Origin of the sequence: Streptomyces sp. NPDC101110, assembly GCF_044759525.1 — a bacterium.
In the GTDB taxonomy this organism is placed as follows: Bacteria; Actinomycetota; Actinomycetes; order Streptomycetales; family Streptomycetaceae; genus Streptomyces.
The window spans coordinates 527,001-544,812 of the sequence record NZ_JBIVZM010000003.1; the positions used below are offsets into that span (position 1 = coordinate 527,001).

17 protein-coding genes are annotated in these 17,812 nt (G+C 70.5%); 15 read left to right on the forward strand and 2 right to left on the reverse strand.

The features are described from left to right. Positions 1–34 precede the first annotated feature (34 nt). From pgsA to relA, 15 genes are all read left to right on the forward strand, one after another. Positions 35–802, forward strand: a complete 768-nt coding sequence (gene pgsA / locus ACIQU3_RS08650) for a phosphatidylinositol phosphate synthase (protein WP_403924051.1) — start codon at positions 35–37, stop codon at positions 800–802. Then, on the forward strand, positions 799–1,707 hold the full coding sequence (locus ACIQU3_RS08655) for a phosphatidylinositol mannoside acyltransferase (RefSeq protein WP_403924054.1): 909 nt from the start codon (positions 799–801) through the stop codon (positions 1,705–1,707). The genes pgsA and ACIQU3_RS08655 overlap by 4 nt, the downstream gene beginning before the upstream one ends. Continuing rightward, on the forward strand, positions 1,704–2,867 hold the full coding sequence (locus tag ACIQU3_RS08660; protein WP_403728537.1) for a glycosyltransferase family 4 protein: 1,164 nt from the start codon (positions 1,704–1,706) through the stop codon (positions 2,865–2,867). Before ACIQU3_RS08655 ends, ACIQU3_RS08660 begins: the two co-directional genes overlap by 4 nt. Before the next feature lie 243 nt (positions 2,868–3,110). After that, entirely contained in the window at positions 3,111–3,653 is a 543-nt protein-coding gene (locus ACIQU3_RS08665) for a hypothetical protein (RefSeq protein ID WP_403728535.1), read from the forward strand. Between the two features lie 136 nt (positions 3,654–3,789). After that, positions 3,790–4,695 carry a pyridoxal 5'-phosphate synthase lyase subunit PdxS gene (gene pdxS, locus ACIQU3_RS08670; protein WP_361119336.1) on the forward strand — a complete coding sequence of 302 codons (906 nt, stop codon included), beginning with the start codon at positions 3,790–3,792 and terminating at the stop codon, positions 4,693–4,695. Positions 4,696–4,708: 13 nt separating this feature from the next. Then, on the forward strand, positions 4,709–5,317 hold the full coding sequence (pdxT, locus tag ACIQU3_RS08675) for a pyridoxal 5'-phosphate synthase glutaminase subunit PdxT (protein ID WP_403728532.1): 609 nt from the start codon (positions 4,709–4,711) through the stop codon (positions 5,315–5,317). A 48-nt stretch (positions 5,318–5,365) separates the two neighbouring features. Then, the gene (locus tag ACIQU3_RS08680; protein WP_033309637.1) at positions 5,366–6,118 is read left to right on the forward strand and encodes a YebC/PmpR family DNA-binding transcriptional regulator; all 753 of its coding nucleotides are present in this window, start codon (positions 5,366–5,368) and stop codon (positions 6,116–6,118) included. Between the two features lie 109 nt (positions 6,119–6,227). Beyond that, on the forward strand, positions 6,228–6,767 hold the full coding sequence (gene ruvC, locus ACIQU3_RS08685; RefSeq protein WP_403728530.1) for a crossover junction endodeoxyribonuclease RuvC: 540 nt from the start codon (positions 6,228–6,230) through the stop codon (positions 6,765–6,767). Beyond that, on the forward strand, positions 6,764–7,369 hold the full coding sequence (gene ruvA / locus ACIQU3_RS08690) for a Holliday junction branch migration protein RuvA (protein WP_403728528.1): 606 nt from the start codon (positions 6,764–6,766) through the stop codon (positions 7,367–7,369). The genes ruvC and ruvA overlap by 4 nt, the downstream gene beginning before the upstream one ends. 37 nt (positions 7,370–7,406) lie before the next feature. Then, a complete protein-coding gene (gene ruvB / locus ACIQU3_RS08695) occupies positions 7,407–8,477 on the forward strand; it encodes a Holliday junction branch migration DNA helicase RuvB (RefSeq protein ID WP_403728526.1) in 1,071 nt (356 codons plus the stop codon). Positions 8,478–8,662: 185 nt separating this feature from the next. Beyond that, positions 8,663–9,154, forward strand: a complete 492-nt coding sequence (gene yajC / locus ACIQU3_RS08700) for a preprotein translocase subunit YajC (RefSeq protein ID WP_403924057.1) — start codon at positions 8,663–8,665, stop codon at positions 9,152–9,154. Between the two features lie 132 nt (positions 9,155–9,286). Then, a complete protein-coding gene (gene secD, locus ACIQU3_RS08705) occupies positions 9,287–11,053 on the forward strand; it encodes a protein translocase subunit SecD (protein ID WP_403924059.1) in 1,767 nt (588 codons plus the stop codon). Between the two features lies 1 nt (position 11,054). Next, a complete protein-coding gene (gene secF / locus ACIQU3_RS08710; protein WP_403728520.1) occupies positions 11,055–12,158 on the forward strand; it encodes a protein translocase subunit SecF in 1,104 nt (367 codons plus the stop codon). Then, positions 12,155–12,694 (forward strand): adenine phosphoribosyltransferase, encoded by a 540-nt coding sequence (locus tag ACIQU3_RS08715; RefSeq protein ID WP_403728517.1) that lies wholly within the window; start codon positions 12,155–12,157, stop codon positions 12,692–12,694. The genes secF and ACIQU3_RS08715 overlap by 4 nt, the downstream gene beginning before the upstream one ends. A 198-nt stretch (positions 12,695–12,892) precedes the next feature. Further along, entirely contained in the window at positions 12,893–15,412 is a 2,520-nt protein-coding gene (relA, locus tag ACIQU3_RS08720) for a GTP pyrophosphokinase (protein WP_403728515.1), read from the forward strand. 72 nt (positions 15,413–15,484) lie between these two features. Here relA and ACIQU3_RS08725 read toward each other — a convergent pair whose 3' ends face one another. Next, the gene (locus ACIQU3_RS08725) at positions 15,485–16,714 is read right to left on the reverse strand and encodes a DUF349 domain-containing protein (RefSeq protein ID WP_403728513.1); all 1,230 of its coding nucleotides are present in this window, start codon (positions 16,712–16,714) and stop codon (positions 15,485–15,487) included. A 135-nt stretch (positions 16,715–16,849) separates the two neighbouring features. Further along, positions 16,850–17,695, reverse strand: a complete 846-nt coding sequence (locus ACIQU3_RS08730) for a peptidylprolyl isomerase (RefSeq protein WP_403728511.1) — start codon at positions 17,693–17,695, stop codon at positions 16,850–16,852. Between the last annotated feature and the right edge of the window lie 117 nt (positions 17,696–17,812).

Consider the following 17,812-nt stretch of genomic DNA (forward strand, 5'->3'; position numbering starts at 1 on the left):
GCCCGCACCTCGCCCGCGCGCGTGCGTGACTACGATGGGCCAGCCGGTGGCCAGCAGGGGCCAGACGGCGACACCGACCCTCGGGAAGGCCATGCTGAACAAGTACGCGCGTGCATTCTTCACGCGTGTCCTCACACCGTTCGCCGCGTTTCTGATCCGGCGGGGCGTCAGCCCCGACACCGTCACACTCATCGGCACCGCCGGTGTGGTCGCGGGCGCGCTGGTCTTCTACCCCATGGGCGAGTTCTTCTGGGGCACGGTCGTGATCACGCTGTTCGTGTTCTCCGACCTCGTCGACGGCAACATGGCCCGTCAGCTCGGCCGCTCCAGCCGCTGGGGCGCCTTCCTGGACTCCACGCTCGACCGGGTCGCCGACGGGGCGATCTTCGGCGGCTTCATCCTCTGGTACGCCGGCGGCGGCGACGACCTCGTGCTGTGCGCCGTCTCGATCTTCTGCCTGGCCAGCGGGCAGGTGGTGTCGTACACCAAGGCCCGGGGCGAGTCCATCGGCCTGCCGGTCGCGGTCAACGGCCTGGTCGAGCGGGCCGAGCGGCTGGTGATCTCCCTGATCGCGGCCGGATTCGCGGGCCTGCACAAGTTCGGTGTGCCCGGCATCCAGTACCTGCTGCCCGTCGCCCTGTGGATCGTCGCCGTGGGCAGCCTCGTCACGCTGATCCAGCGGGTCGTCACGGTCCGCCGCGAGTCCGCCGAGGCCGAGGCCGCGGCAGCCGCGCAGGGGGACGAGCAGGGCGGCGAGGACGAGCAGCAGAACGCCTCCCACGGGAGCGAGGCGGCCACGTGAGCGCTCAGGACCGGCTGACGGACGCGCTGTACGGCCTCGGCTGGGGCACGGTCAAGAAGCTCCCCGAGCCGGCCGCCGCACGCCTCGGCCGGACCATCGCCGACCTGGCCTGGAAACAGCGCGGCAAGGGCGTCCAGCGCCTGGAGAGCAACTACGCGCGCGTGGTGAAGGACGCGAGCCCCGAGCGCCTCGCCGAGCTGTCCCGCGCGGGCATGCGCTCCTACCTGCGCTACTGGATGGAGTCCTTCCGCCTCCCCGCCTGGAGCGAGGAACGGATCAGGGGCGGCTTCGACCCCAAGGACCTGCACCACCTCACCGAGGGCATGGCCGCCGGCAAGGGCGTCATACTCGCCCTGCCGCACCTCGCCAACTGGGACCTCGCCGGCGCCTGGGTCACCACGAAGCTCGGCATCCCCTTCACCACCGTCGCCGAACGCCTGAAGCCCGAGACGCTCTACGACCGGTTCGTCGCCTACCGCGAGGGCCTCGGCATGGAGGTCCTGCCGCACAGCGGCGGCACCGCCTTCGGCACCCTGGCCCGGCGGCTGCGCGACGGCGGCCTGGTCTGCCTGGTCGCCGACCGTGACCTGTCCGCCTCGGGCGTCGAGGTGGACTTCTTCGGCGACACGGCCCGGATGCCGGCCGGACCCGCCCTGCTCGCCCAGCAGACCGGCGCCCTCCTGCTGCCCGTCACCCTCTGGTACGACGACTCACCCGTGATGCGCGGCTGCGTCCACCCGCCGGTCGAGGTGCCCGAGTCGGGTACGCGCGCCGAGAAGACGTCCGTCATGACACAGACGCTGGCCGACGCCTTCGCCACCGGGATCGCCGACCATCCGGAGGACTGGCACATGCTGCAGCGCCTGTGGCTCGCCGACCTCGACCCCACGAAGGGGCGCCCGTGAGAATCGGCATCGTCTGCCCGTACTCCTGGGACGTACCGGGCGGCGTCCAGTTCCACATCCGTGACCTCGCCGAGTACTTCATCCGCCTCGGTCACGAGGTGTCCGTGCTGGCCCCGGCCGACGACGACACCCCGCTGCCGCCCTACGTGGTCTCCGCCGGGCGGGCGGTGCCGGTGCCGTACAACGGGTCCGTGGCCCGGCTGAACTTCGGATTCCTGAGTGCCGCACGGGTGCGCCGATGGCTGCACGACGGCGCGTTCGACGTGATCCACATCCACGAGCCGACCTCCCCGTCGCTGGGTCTGCTGACGTGCTGGGCCGCCCAGGGGCCGATCGTCGCCACGTTCCACACGTCGAACCCGCGCTCGCGCGCCATGATCGCCGCGTACTCGATCCTCCAGGCCGCACTGGAGAAGATCAGCGCCCGGATCGCGGTGAGCGAGTACGCCCGCCGCACGCTGGTGGAGCACCTCGGCGGCGACGCGGTCGTCATCCCCAACGGCGTCGACGTCGACTTCTTCGCCGAGGCCGAGCCCAAGGCCGAGTGGCAGGGCGACACCATCGGCTTCGTCGGGCGCATCGACGAGCCCCGCAAGGGACTCCCGGTGCTGATGAAGGCGCTGCCAAAGATCCTCGCCGCGCGCCCGCAGACCCGGCTGCTGGTCGCCGGGCGCGGTGACGAGGAGGAGGCCGTGGCGTCCCTGCCGGTCGGCCTGCGCTCCCGTGTCGAGTTCCTCGGCATGGTCAGCGACGAGGACAAGGCCCGTTTCCTGCGCAGCGTCGACCTGTACGTCGCGCCCAACACCGGCGGCGAGAGCTTCGGCATCATCCTCGTCGAGGCCATGTCCGCCGGCGCCCCCGTCCTCGCCTCCGACCTGGACGCCTTCGCCCAGGTCCTGGACCGGGGAGCGGCCGGCGAACTGTTCCCCAACGAGGACGCGGACGCCCTGGCCGACGCCGCGGTACGGCTCCTGGCTGACCCGGAGCGGCGGGCGGAACTGCGCGCACGGGGGAGCGCCCACGTCCGGCGCTTCGACTGGTCCACGGTCGGCGCGGACATCCTGTCCGTCTACGAGACGGTGACGGCCGGAGCGGCGGCGGTCGCCGAGGACGAGCGCACGACCGGACTGTGGGGCCGGCTGGGGTTCGCACGGGACTGACACCCGGGGTCGGCTCGGGTTCGCGCTGGACTGACCCTGGGGCCGGCTGGGGTTCGCCCGGAACCGGCACCCGGGCCCGCCGGGGTTGTACGGGGCAGGCACCCGGGGCCGGCTGGGGTTCGCCCTGGACTGACACCCGGAGTCGGTCGGGGTTCGCCCGAGGCGTGACTGCCGGCCCCGCGGTCGGCCACGAGCAGGGCGGGGTGAACGCCGAGTGCGCTCGTGCCGCTAGCCTTGCCGCCCGTGACCACCACTCTCATCTGGATCGCCGTCGCCCTGGTCGCGATCGGGCTCTACCTGAGCTGGACCGCCGGCCGGCTCGACCGTCTCCACGCCCGGATCGACGCCGCCCGGGCCGCCCTTGACGCCCAGCTGCTGCGCCGGGCCTCGGTGGCGCAGGAGCTGGCGACCTCGGGGGTCCTGGACCCGGCCGCCTCGATCGTGCTGTACGAGGCCGCGCACGCCGCCCGGCAGGCCGAGGAGGAGCAGCGGGAGGTCGCCGAGAGCGAACTGAGCCAGGCGCTGCGGGCGGTCTTCGGGGAGACCCCGCAGGTGGAAGCCGTGCGGGAGGCGCCCGGGGGAGAGGAGGCGGCCCGGGAACTCACCGAGGCGGTCCGCCGGGTACCGATGGCCCGGCGCTTCCACAACGACGCCGTACGGGCGGCCAGGGCCCTGCGCCGGCACCGCAAGGTCCGCTGGTTCCGGCTGGCCGGTCACGCGCCGTTCCCGATGGCCTTCGAAATGGACGACGAGCCCCCCTCGGCCCTGGTGGAACGGGCCGCCTGAGCCCCGTTCACCTGGCATTCTCCGGCCGTCCGCCCGAAAAGGATCCACGACGTTCCCATTGGCCCTTGCTGTGGCCTGGTTCTCTCACGTTTCCTCAGTGCTGCAGAAATCCTCTTTCCCACCAGCGAGGTCACCCGTGTCCATCTCCGAAAACCAGGCTCCCGAGACCGGAACCGCCCGTGTGAAGCGCGGCATGGCCGAGCAGCTCAAGGGCGGCGTCATCATGGACGTCGTCACGCCGGAGCAGGCGAAGATCGCAGAGGACGCGGGCGCCGTCGCGGTCATGGCCCTGGAGCGGGTCCCGGCCGACATCCGCAAGGACGGCGGCGTGGCCCGGATGTCGGACCCGGACATGATCGAGGGCATCATCGACGCCGTCTCGATCCCGGTCATGGCCAAGTCCCGCATCGGTCACTTCGTCGAGGCCCAGGTCCTGCAGTCCCTCGGGGTCGACTACATCGACGAGTCCGAGGTCCTCACCCCGGCCGACGAGGTCAACCACTCCGACAAGTGGGCCTTCACCACGCCGTTCGTCTGCGGCGCCACCAACCTGGGCGAGGCCCTGCGCCGCATCGCCGAGGGCGCCGCGATGATCCGCTCCAAGGGCGAGGCCGGCACCGGCAACGTCGTCGAGGCCGTCCGCCACCTGCGCCAGATCAAGAACGAGATCGCCCGCCTGCGCGGCTACGACAACAACGAGCTGTACGCCGCGGCCAAGGAGCTGCGCGCCCCGTACGAGCTGGTCAAGGAAGTCTCCGAGCTCGGCAAGCTCCCCGTCGTGCTGTTCTCAGCCGGCGGCGTCGCCACCCCCGCCGACGCGGCCCTGATGCGTCAGCTCGGCGCCGAGGGCGTCTTCGTCGGCTCCGGCATCTTCAAGTCCGGCGACCCGGCCAAGCGCGCCGCCGCCATCGTGAAGGCCACCACCTTCTACGACGACCCGAAGATCGTCGCCGACGCGTCCCGCAACCTCGGCGAGGCCATGGTCGGCATCAACTGCGACACCCTCCCCGAGACCGAGCGCTACGCCAACCGCGGCTGGTAAGGCACAGGAATCCATGAGTGACACCCCCGTCATAGGCGTCCTGGCCCTCCAGGGCGACGTACGGGAGCACCTCGTCGCCCTGGCCGCGGCCGACGCCGTGGCCAGGCCGGTGCGGCGCCCCGACGAACTCGCCGAAGTGGACGGTCTCGTCCTGCCCGGCGGCGAGTCCACCACCATCTCCAAGCTGGCCGTCCTGTTCGGCCTGATGGAGCCCCTCCGCGCGCGTGTGCGGGACGGCATGCCCGTCTACGGCACCTGCGCCGGCATGATCATGCTCGCCGACAAGATCCTCGACCCGCGCTCGGGCCAGGAGACCATCGGCGGGATCGACATGATCGTGCGCCGCAACGCCTTCGGGCGGCAGAACGAGTCCTTCGAGGCTGCCGTCGCCGTCCAGGGCATCGAGGGCGACCCGGTGGAGGGCGTCTTCATCCGTGCCCCCTGGGTGGAGTCCGTCGGCGCCCGGGCCGAGGTGCTCGCCGAGCACGACGGCCACATCGTCGCGGTGCGCCAGGGCACCGCACTGGCCACGTCGTTCCACCCCGAACTGACCGGCGACCACCGCGTCCACGCCCTGTTCGTCGACATGGTGCGGGCGAACCGGACAGCGGACTCCTTGTAGGATTCCTGCGTTCGTTGCTGAGATGGGTTACGCGAAGGAGACAGGCAGATGTCCGGCCACTCTAAATGGGCTACGACGAAGCACAAGAAGGCCGTGATCGACGCCAAGCGCGGCAAGCTCTTCGCGAAGCTGATCAAGAACATCGAGGTGGCTGCCCGGATGGGCGGCGTCGACATCGAGGGCAACCCCACCCTCTACGACGCCATCCAGAAGGCGAAGAAGCAGTCGGTCCCGAACAAGAACATCGACTCCGCGGTCAAGCGCGGCGGCGGCCTCGAGGCCGGCGGCGCCGACTACGAGACGATCATGTACGAGGGCTACGGCCCGAACGGCGTGGCCGTGCTCATCGAGTGCCTCACCGACAACCGCAACCGCGCGGCCTCCGAGGTCCGTGTCGCCATGACCCGCAACGGTGGCTCCATGGCCGACCCGGGCTCGGTGTCCTACCTGTTCAACCGCAAGGGCGTCGTGATCGTCCCCAAGGGCGAGCTGACCGAGGACGACGTGCTCGCCGCCGTGCTCGACGCGGGTGCCGAGGAGGTCAACGACCTCGGCGAGTCCTTCGAGGTCCTCAGCGAGGCGACCGACCTGGTCGCGGTCCGCACCGCCCTCCAGGACGCGGGCATCGACTACGACTCCGCCGACGCCAACTTCGTCCCGACCATGCAGGTCGAGCTGGACGAGGAGGGTGCCAAGAAGATCTTCAAGCTGATCGACGCGCTCGAGGACAGCGACGACGTGCAGAACGTCTTCGCCAACTTCGACGTCAGCGACGAGGTCATGGAGAAGGTCGACGCGTAACCGCGCACTTCACCGAGCCGACGGGCCGACGGGACACACCCCGTCGGCCCGTCGCGCTGTCGGTGGTAGCCGATAGCCTGCACAAACAGGTGAGCGACAGGGAGGGCGCGTGCGCGTACTGGGGGTGGACCCGGGACTGACCCGGTGTGGTGTCGGCGTGGTGGAGGGCGTCGCCGGACGGCCGCTCACGATGATCGGCGTGGGCGTCGTCCGCACACCCTCCGACGCCGACCTCGGCCACCGCCTCGTCGCCGTCGAGCAGGGCATCGAACAGTGGCTGGACGAACACCGGCCGGAGTTCGTCGCCGTCGAGCGCGTCTTCAGCCAGCACAACGTCCGTACGGTGATGGGCACCGCCCAGGCCAGTGCCGTCGCCATGCTCTGCGCCGCCCGCCGCGGGATCCCCGTGGCGCTGCACACCCCCAGCGAGGTCAAGGCGGCCGTCACCGGGAGCGGCCGGGCCGACAAGGCACAGGTGGGCGCCATGGTGACCCGGCTGCTCCGGCTCAGCGCACCGCCCAGACCCGCCGACGCGGCCGACGCCCTCGCCCTCGCCATCTGCCACATCTGGCGCGCTCCCGCGCAGAACCGACTCCAGCAGGCCGTGGCCCTGCACACCGCCAAAGCACCGAAAGGCCGAACGGCATGATCGCCTTCGTCAGCGGCACAGTGGCCGCACTCGCCCCGGACGCCGCGGTCGTCGAGGTCGGCGGCGTCGGCATGGCCGTCCAGTGCACGCCGAACACGCTGTCCACCCTCCGCATGGGCCGGCCGGCCAAGCTGCACACCTCCCTGGTCGTCCGTGAGGACTCCCTCACCCTGTACGGCTTCGCGGACGACGACGAGCGGCAGGTCTTCGAGCTGCTCCAGACGGCCAGTGGTGTCGGCCCCCGGCTCGCCCAGGCCATGCTCGCGGTGCACAGCCCCGACGCGCTGCGCCGGGCCGTCTCCACCGGCGACGAGAAGGCCCTCACCGCCGTCCCCGGCATCGGCAAGAAGGGCGCGCAGAAGCTCCTGCTGGAACTGAAGGACCGGCTCGGTGCGCCCGTCGGCGCCCCCGCGGTCGGCGCACCGGTCAGCTCGGGCTGGCGGGACCAGCTGCACGCCGCCCTGATCGGCCTCGGCTACGCCACGCGCGAGGCCGACGAAGCCGTGACCGCCGTGGCCCCGCAGGCCGAGGCCGCCGGGGGCACGCCCCAGGTGGGGCAGCTGCTGAAAGCGGCCCTGCAGACGCTGAACCGCGCCCGCTGACCGCGCCCGCCGACCCACGACCCCCTGAGGCACATTCATGAACTGGGACGACACGACCGACACCACCGCCGGCGAGCGGCTGGTGGACTCCGTCGCCGACCGTGACGACCAGGCCGTCGAGGCCGCCCTGCGCCCCAAGGACCTGGACGAGTTCATCGGCCAGGAGAAGGTCCGCGAACAACTCGACCTCGTCCTGCGCGCCGCACGCGCGCGCGGCGCCACGGCCGACCACGTGCTGCTCTCCGGCTCCCCCGGCCTCGGCAAGACCACCCTGTCGATGATCATCGCGGCCGAGATGGGCGCCCCCATCCGCATCACCTCGGGCCCCGCCATCCAGCACGCCGGCGACCTCGCCGCGATCCTCTCCTCCCTCCAGGAGGGCGAGGTCCTCTTCCTCGACGAGATCCACCGCATGTCCCGGCCCGCCGAGGAGATGCTGTACATGGCGATGGAGGACTTCCGCGTCGACGTCATCGTCGGCAAGGGCCCCGGCGCCACGGCCATCCCCCTGGAGCTCCCGCCCTTCACCCTGGTCGGCGCCACCACCCGGGCCGGTCTGCTGCCGCCCCCGCTGCGCGACCGCTTCGGCTTCACCGCCCATATGGAGTTCTACGAACCGGCCGAACTGGAGCGGGTCATCCAGCGCTCGGCCGGCCTCCTGGAGGTGGAGGTCGAGCCGGAGGGCGCCGCCGAGATCGCCGGACGCTCCCGCGGCACACCCCGTATCGCCAACCGCCTGCTGCGCCGCGTCCGCGACTACGCGCAGGTCAAGGCGGACGGGCTGATCACCCGGGACATCGCCGAGGCCGCCCTCGCGGTGTACGAGGTGGACGCGCGCGGCCTCGACCGCCTCGACCGGGGTGTGCTGGAGGCCCTCCTCAAACTGTTCGGAGGCGGCCCGGTCGGTCTCTCCACGCTCGCTGTCGCGGTGGGGGAGGAACGTGAGACGGTGGAGGAGGTCGCCGAACCCTTCCTCGTACGGGAGGGCCTGCTGGCCCGGACCCCCCGCGGCCGGGTGGCCACACCCGCCGCATGGGCGCACCTCGGCCTGACCCCGCCACGCTCCCAGAGCGCCGGAAACGGACAAGGGGACCTGTTCGGGGCGTGACGACGCCGTCACGCCTCCGGGGCGGCGAGGTCAGTGGCCGGAGGGGGAACCCCGGTGCCATGCTGAGCGTTGTTCCATGCGCGCGGACTCGCTTAGACTCCGCCGATGCCGCCTTTGACGGCGGCGTACACACCCCCAACCATCTGGCCGCTCACAGCGCGGTCGTGTGAAGGAAGTACCGACCCGTGAGTCTCCTGACCCTCCTCCCGTTCATCGTGCTCATCGGGGCCATGTTCCTGATGACCCGATCGGCCAAGAAGAAGCAGCAGCAGGCCGTGGAGATGCGGAACCAAATGCAGCCCGGCAGCGGCATCCGCACCATCGGGGGCATGTACGCCACGGTCAAAGAGGTGAACGAGGACACCGTCCTCGTCGACGCCGGCCCCGGCGTCGAGCTCCTCTTCGCCAAGAACGCCATCGGCGCCGTCCTCACGGACGACGAGTACAACCGCATCGTCCACGGCATCGAGCACGACCTGAAGTCCGACGCCGACATCGTCCCGGACGACGCCTCCTCCCTCACCGGGTCCGACGACTCCGCCGCCGACGCCCCCGCTGACGACAAGGCCGTCGACCTCGGCAAGAAGGACGTGGCCGACGAGCCCGCCGACGAGGCGACCGAGGCGAAGACGGACGCAGAGCCGAAGAAGACCGACGGCGACTCCGAGGCGAAGTAGTCGTGTCCCGGGGTGCGCGGGCCCGGCCCGCGCACCCCGGGACACGCCCAGCTCGCACGGAATCCCGACACCATGTCATGGCCGCCCGTCCGCCGATCCGGAGCGAGGTGGCCCGAGAGGGAGTACGAGAAGGTGGCCACACCTAAAAAGGGCAGGAACGCGAGCGCCCAGAGCAAGCCGGGGCGCTCGCTGGCCCTGATCCTGATCGCCATCGCGGCGCTCACCGGTGGAATGTTCGCCTCGGGACACACCAAGCCACGCCTGGGCATCGACCTGGCCGGTGGCACGAGCATCACGCTCCGCGCGGTCCCCGAGGCCGGCAACGAGTCGGCGATCAACAAGACCAACATGGACACGGCCGTCTCCATCATGGAGCGCCGCGTCAACGGTCTGGGCGTCTCCGAGTCCGAGGTCCAGACGCAGGGCCGGGAAAACATCATCGTCAACATTCCCAAGGGCACCAACTCGGAGCAGGCCCGCAAGCAGGTCGGCACCACCGCCAAGCTCTACTTCCGCCCGGTCATCGCCACCGAGGTCTCCGGCGGCAAGGGCACGGCCAGCCCCGCCCCGAGCCCCACCGGCAGCCCCTCGGACAAGCCGTCCGGCAAGGCGTCCGACAAGCCCGAGGCCACCGGCAAGAACTCCGCCTCCCCGTCCGCCACGCCCACCACCCAGGGCCGTGCGGTCACCGACGGGCTGAAGGCCGACGCCACGCCGTCCGCGAGCGCGTCGGACAAGCCCGGGACCAGCCCCTCCCCGTCGGCGAGCGGTGGCAGCGCCGAGGCCGACGCGAACGCGCTGCAGGCGAAGTACGCCAAGCTCGACTGCACGGACGCCAAGACCCGCTCCGGCGTGGGCGACGGCGTCAAGGCCTCCCAGCCCACCCTGGCCTGCGGCAAGAACTCGCAGGGCCAGTGGCAGAAGTACATCCTCGGCCCCGCCGAGGTCGACGGCACGGACGTCGACAAGGCCCAGGCCGTGCTGAACACGCAGACCGGTGCCGGCTGGACGGTCACGATGGACTTCACGGACGCCGGCGCCAAGAAGTTCGCGGACATCACCGGCAAGCTGGCGCAGAACCAGTCCCCGCAGAACCAGTTCGCGATCGTGCTCGACGGCGACGTCGTCTCCGACCCGTTCGTCCGGCAGGCCCTGACCGGCGGCAACGCCGAGATCTCCGGCAACTTCAACCAGCAGTCCGCCCAGGACCTGTCCAACATGCTGAGCTACGGCGCGCTGCCGCTGACCTTCAAGGTCGACAGCATGACGACCGTGACCGCCGCGCTCGGCGGTGACCAGTTGCAGGCCGGCCTGATCGCCGGCGCGATCGGTCTGGCGCTCGTGGTCATCTATCTGCTGGCGTACTACCGAGGCCTGGCGTTCATCGCGATCCTCTCGCTGCTGGTCTCCGCCGCCCTCACCTACACGCTCATGGCCCTGCTCGGCCCGGCGATCGGGTTCGCGCTGAACCTGCCGGCGGTGTGCGGTGCCATCGTCGCGATCGGCATCACGGCGGACTCGTTCATCGTGTACTTCGAACGCGTCCGCGACGAGATCCGGGAAGGCCGCACCCTGCGCCCCGCCGTCGAGCGGGCCTGGCCGCGCGCCCGGCGCACCATCCTGGTCTCCGACTTCGTGTCGTTCCTCGCCGCCGCGGTGCTGTTCATCGTCACCGTCGGCAAGGTCCAGGGCTTCGCGTTCACGCTCGGCCTGACCACCCTGCTCGACGTGGTCGTCGTGTTCCTCTTCACCAAGCCGCTGCTGACGCTGATGGCCCGCCGCCCGTTCTTCGCGAACGGCCACAAGTGGTCCGGCCTCGACCCGAAGAGCCTGGGTGCCCAGCCGCCGCTGCGCCGCACCCGCCGTCCCTCCGCCCCCGTCGAGACGAAGGAGGCGTGAGATGTCGAAGCTCGGCACCCTCGGCGCCCGGTTGCACCGCGGCGAAATCGGCTACGACTTCATCAAGAACCGCAAGATCTGGTACGGCCTGTCGATCCTGATCACCATCACGGCCATCGTCGGCCTGGCGGTGCGAGGCCTGAACATGGGCATCGAGTTCCAGGGCGGCGCCGTCTTCAACACCCCGAAGAACACCACCGCCTCGGTGTCCCAGGCGGAGGAGTACGCGGAGACGGCCTCCGGCCACGACGCGATCGTCCAGAAGCTCGGCGACGGCAGCCTGCGCATCCAGGTCGCGGGCATCGACACCGACGCCGCGAACAAGATCAAGAACACCCTCGCCGACGACCTCAAGATCGACTCGGAGCAGATCAACGCGGAGCTGGTCGGCCCCAGCTGGGGTGACCAGATCGCCGACAAGGCCTGGCAGGGCCTCGGCATCTTCCTGTTCCTCGTGGTGATCTACCTGGCGATCGCGTTCGAGTGGCGCATGGCGCTCGCCGCGTTCGTGGCGCTCATCCACGACATCACCATCACCGTCGGCATCTACGCCCTGGTCGGCTTCGAGGTCACACCGGGCACGGTGATCGGTCTGCTGACCATCCTCGGCTACTCGCTCTACGACACGGTCGTGGTCTTCGACAGCCTCAAGGAGCAGACGAAGGACCTCACCAAGCAGACCCGCTGGACCTACAGCGACGTCGCCAACCGCTCGATCAACAGCACCCTGGTCCGCTCCATCAACACCACGGTGGTCGCGCTGCTGCCGGTCGCGGGCCTGCTCTTCATCGGTGGCGGTGTCCTCGGCGCCGGCATGCTGAACGACATCTCGCTGTCGCTGTTCGTCGGCCTCGCCGCCGGTGCCTACTCCTCGATCTTCATCGCCACGCCGCTCGTCGCCGACCTCAAGGAGCGCGAGCCGCAGATGAAGGCCCTGAAGAAGCGTGTCCTGGCCAAGCGTGCCAAGGGCGAGACCGAGGTCCAGGGCGACGGCGAGGTGTACACGGACGAGCCCGAGGACGCCGCACCCGCGGTGGTCGGGCCGCGTCACCAGCCCGCCTCCCGCAGCCGCGGCCGCGGCCGCCCCTCGGGGAAGCGCCGATGACCGGGATCAGCGACCTCCTCCTCAGCCGCATCAGGGACGTCGCGGACTACCCGGAGCCGGGCGTGATGTTCAAGGACATCACCCCGCTCCTGGCGGACCCGGCGGCGTTCACCGCCCTGACCGACGCACTCGCCGAGATCGCCGAGCGCACCGGCGCCACCAAGGTCGTCGGTCTGGAGGCCCGCGGCTTCATCCTCGGCTCCCCGGTCGCCGTCCGCGCCGGCCTCGGCTTCATCCCCGTACGCAAGGCGGGCAAGCTTCCCGGAGCCACCCTCGCCCAGGCCTACGACCTGGAGTACGGCTCGGCCGAGATCGAGGTGCACGCCGAGGACCTCGCCGGCGGGGACCGGGTGCTGATCGTCGACGACGTCCTCGCCACCGGTGGCACCGCCGAAGCCTCGGTCCAGCTCATCCGCCGGGCCGGCGCCGAGGTCGCCGGTCTCGCCGTCCTGATGGAGCTCGGCTTCCTCGGCGGCCGCGCCCGCCTGGAACCGGCGCTCGCCGGCGCCCCGCTGGAGGCGCTGCTCACGGTCTGACAGCCGCACGGCTGTCAGGCACCGGTACGACACCGCACAGGCGGGCCCGGAGGAATCCGGCGCCCGCCTCGTGCGTTACAGACGTTTCCCGGGTAGACGGTCCTCACATTGGCCTGAAGGCGATCCCGGAGCCCGGGATCGCTACCATGGGGGTCCGGAGCCTGACCGGGGGACCCGGATCGCGCACGAGGAGTCCTCTTGCCAGACGAGGCCCAGCACCTGACCGCCGCCAAGCCCGAGTCCGCCTCGGCAGCCGCGGCCAAGCCCGCGCCGAACGCGCCCCACGCGAAGAACGACACCCGCGGGCCGGTCGAGCACGCCCAGGCGGCGCCGGTCGACAAGCCCGCCGAGCAGTCGCGGCCCAAGCCCACCCCGCCCGCGGTCCGTCAGACGGCCGGCCAGCAGGCCCGCTCCGGCTCCTCCAACCGCGTCCGCGCCCGTCTGGCCCGGCTCGGTGTGCAGCGCGCGAACCCGTACAACCCGGTGCTCGAACCGCTGCTGCGCATAGTGCGCGGCAACGACCCGAAGATCGAGACGGCCACGCTCCGCCAGATCGAGCGCGCCTACCAGGTCGCCGAGCGCTGGCACCGCGGCCAGAAGCGCAAGAGCGGCGACCCGTACATCACGCACCCGCTCGCCGTCACCACCATCCTCGCCGAGCTGGGTATGGATCCGGCCACGCTCATGGCGGGCCTGCTGCACGACACGGTCGAGGACACCGAGTACGGCCTCGACGACCTGCGCCGTGACTTCGGCGACGTCGTCACCCTGCTCGTCGACGGCGTCACCAAGCTGGACAAGGTCAAGTTCGGTGAGGCCGCGCAGGCCGAGACCGTGCGCAAGATGGTCGTCGCCATGGCCAAGGACCCGCGCGTCCTGGTCATCAAGCTCGCCGACCGCCTGCACAACATGCGCACCATGCGCTACCTCAAGCGCGAGAAGCAGGAGAAGAAGGCGCGCGAGACCCTCGAGATCTACGCGCCGCTCGCCCACCGCCTGGGCATGAACACCATCAAGTGGGAGCTGGAGGACCTCGCCTTCGCGATCCTCTACCCCAAGATGTACGACGAGATCGTCCGGCTGGTGGCCGAGCGGGCACCGAAGCGGGACGAGTACCTGGCCATCGTCACCGACGAGGTCCAGCAGGACCTGCGAGCGGCCCGCATCAAGGCGACCGTCACCGGCCGCCCGAAGCACTACTACAGCGTCTACCAGAAGATGATCGTCCGCGGCCGGGACTTCGCGGAGATCTACGACCTGGTGGGCATCCGCGTCCTCGTGGAGACCGTCCGCGACTGCTACGCGGCCCTCGGCACGGTGCACGCGCGATGGAACCCGGTCCCCGGCCGGTTCAAGGACTACATCGCGATGCCCAAGTTCAACATGTACCAGTCGCTGCACACGACGGTCATCGGCCCCGGCGGCAAACCGGTCGAACTCCAGATCCGCACGTTCGACATGCACCGCCGCGCCGAGTACGGCATCGCCGCGCACTGGAAGTACAAGCAGGAGGCCGTCGCCGGCGCGTCCAAGGTGCGCTCCGACGCCCCCAAGTCGTCCGGCAAGGGCAAGGACGACCACCTCAACGACATGGCCTGGCTGCGGCAGTTGCTCGACTGGCAGAAGGAGACCGAGGACCCGGGCGAGTTCCTGGAGTCCCTGCGCTTCGACCTGTCCCGCAACGAGGTCTTCGTCTTCACCCCCAAGGGCGACGTCATAGCGCTCCCCGCCGGGGCCACCCCCGTGGACTTCGCCTACGCGGTGCACACCGAGGTCGGGCACCGCACCATAGGCGCCCGTGTCAACGGCCGGCTGGTGCCGCTGGAGTCCACCCTCGACAACGGCGACCTGGTGGAGGTCTTCACCTCCAAGGCGGCCGGCGCCGGTCCCTCCCGGGACTGGCTCGGCTTCGTCAAGTCACCGCGCGCCCGCAACAAGATCCGGGCCTGGTTCTCCAAGGAGCGCCGCGACGAGGCGATCGAGCAGGGCAAGGACGCCATCGTCCGCGCGATGCGCAAGCAGAACCTGCCGATCCAGCGCATCCTGACCGGCGACTCCCTGGTGACCCTCGCGCACGAGATGCGCTACGCCGACATCTCCGCGCTGTACGCGGCGATCGGCGAGGGCCATGTCTCCGCGCAGAACATCGTGCAGAAGCTGGTCCAGGCCCTCGGCGGGGAGGAGGCCGCCACCGAGGAGATCGACGAGTCGGTCCCGCCGGCCCACGGCCGCAGCCGCAAGCGCCGCTCCAGCGCCGACCCGGGCGTCGTGGTCAAGGGCGTCGAGGACGTGTGGGTGAAACTGGCCCGCTGCTGCACGCCCGTCCCGGGCGACCCCATCATCGGCTTCGTCACCCGCGGCAGCGGGGTGTCGGTCCACCGCAGCGACTGTGTGAACGTCGACTCGCTCTCCCGCGAGCCCGAGCGCATCCTCGAGGTCGAGTGGGCGCCCACGCAGTCCTCGGTCTTCCTGGTCGCCATCCAGGTCGAGGCCCTGGACCGCTCCCGGCTGCTGTCGGACGTCACGCGCGTGCTGTCCGACCAGCACGTCAACATCCTCTCCGCGGCCGTCCAGACCTCCCGCGACCGCGTCGCCACCTCCCGCTTCACCTTCGAGATGGGAGACCCCAAGCACCTCGGTCACGTCCTCAAGGCGGTCCGTGGCGTGGAGGGCGTCTACGACGTGTACCGGGTGACGTCGGCGCGCAGCCGGTCGTAGCGGCCCGCAGCGGCCACACGAAAGGGGGGCTCCCGTACGAGATGTACGGGAGCCCCCCTTCGCGTCGGCTGATCAGCCTCCGAACTCCTGCAGGCCCTTCAGCGCCTGGTCCAGCAGCGCCTGCCGGCCGTCGAGCTCACGCTGGAGCTTGTCGGCCTTGGCGTTGTTGCCCTGCGCGCGGGCCTGCTCGATCTGGCCCCGGAGCTTGTCCACGGCGGCCTGCAGCTGGCCGGTCAGACCCTCGGCACGCGCGCGTGCCTCCGGGTTCGTCCGGCGCCACTCGGCCTCCTCGGCCTCCTGGATGGCCCGCTCGACGGCATGCATCCGGCCCTCGACCTTGGGCCGGGCGTCGCGCGGCACGTGGCCGATGGCCTCCCAGCGCTCGTTCACGTTCCGGAAGGCGGCGCGGGCCGCCTTGAGGTCCGTGACCGGCAGGAGCTTCTCGGCCTCCTCGGCCAGCTCCTCCTTCAGCTTCAGGTTCTCCGCCTGCTCGGCGTCCCGCTCCGCGAAGACCGAACTGCGGGCCGCGAAGAACACGTCCTGGGCACCCCGGAAGCGGTTCCACAGGTCGTCCTCGTGTTCGCGCTGAGCGCGGCCCGCGGCCTTCCACTCGGACATCAGCTCGCGGTAACGCGCCGCCGTCGCGCCCCAGTCCGTCGAGTTCGACAGCGCCTCGGCCTCGGAGACCAGCCGCTCCTTGGTGCGGCGGGCCTCCTCGCGCTGCGCGTCCAGCTGCGCGAAGTGCTGCTTGCGCCGCTTGGAGAACGCCGACCGCGCGTGCGAGAACCGGTGCCACAGTTCGTCGTCGGACTTGCGGTCCAGACGCGGCAGCCCCTTCCAGGTGTCCACCAGGGCCCGCAGCCGCTCACCTGCCGCCCGCCACTGGTCGGACTGCGACAGCTGCTCCGCCTCGGCGACCAGCGCCTCCTTGGACTTGCGCGCCTCGTCGGACTGCTTCGCCCGCTGCGCCTTGCGCTCCTCGCGGCGCGCCTCCACCAGCTCCACGAGCTTGTCCAGCCGGACCCGCAGGGCGTCCAGGTCGCCCACCACGTGGTGCGCGTCGACCTGCTCCCGGATGTGGTCGATGGCGGCCTGGGCGTCCTTGGCCGACAGGTCGGTGGTCTTCACTCGCTTCTCGAGGAGGCCGATCTCGACAACCAGGCCCTCGTACTTGCGCTCGAAATAGGCCAGCGCCTCCTCGGGGGAGCCTGCCTGCCAGGAACCGACGACCTGCTCGCCGTCGGCCGTACGCACGTACACGGTCCCCGTCTCGTCGACGCGGCCCCACGGGTCGCTGCTCACAGCGCCTCCTCCACATGATGCCTGCGGGGGGCCTCAGCTCCCCCGGGCATCGTCCACAGTTTCGTCACGGCCAACATAGGCGACCGGCGGGGGGCCTGTCCGCATCCCGCGCGACCGAAATTTCGCAGTTGGGGGTCAGGATTTCGTGATCGTGGCCTTGTTGATCACGACCGTCGCGTTGGGCGCCGTATTGCCCGTCTGGGGGTCGGGGGCCTGCGCTCCGGCGTCCGCGATCTTCTTCAGGACCTTCATGCCCGCCTCGGACACCGTACCGAACGGTGTGTAGTCGGCCGGCAGCTGACTGTCCTGGTAGACGAGGAAGAACTGGCTGCCACCGCTGTTGCGGCCCTGCTTCGTCTGCGCGTTGTACTGGTTCGCCATCGCGACGGTGCCCGCCGGGTAGACACCGCCCTTGAGGCTCTTGTCCTTGAGGTTCTCGTCGGGGATGGTGTAGCCCGGTCCGCCCATGCCGGTGCCCTGCGGGTCGCCGCACTGCAGGACGTAGATGTTCTGGGCGGTGAGCCGGTGGCACTTGCTGTGGTCCAGGTAGCCCTTGCCGAGCAGGAAGTTGAACGAGTTGACGGTGTGCGGTGCCGCCGACGCCTTCAGCGCGACGTCTATCCCACCGCAGGTGGTGTCCAGCTTCATCGTGTACTTCGCGGACTTGTCGATGGTCATCGCCGGTTCCTTCTTCCAGGTCTCCGACTTGACCTTGCCCGGCGCCGGCTTCTCGCAGGGGTCCGGCGCCTTGCTGGGCGTGGCGCTCGGGCTGACCTCGGCGTTCGCGTTCTCCTTCTTGCCGTCGTCCTCGAACGGCTTGGTCAGGAAGACCGTCACCGAGAGCACCACGACCACGCCGAGAACCGAGGCGATCACGGAGTTGCGGATACGGGCCTTGCGTCGCGCGTCCGTGCGTCGCTGCTGCTGCCGCAAGAACTTCTCCCGGGCGAGCTGACGCCGCCGCTGTTCCTGGCTGACCACCGGGTTCTCTCCTCATGGGTCTGATACGTCGACCGGTACGCCTGCGTCCTGAGTGCCGAGCGCCTGCGTGTGCCCCGTACCGTATATGGGTTCGCTGAGGAATCGGCAGCGCCGGTA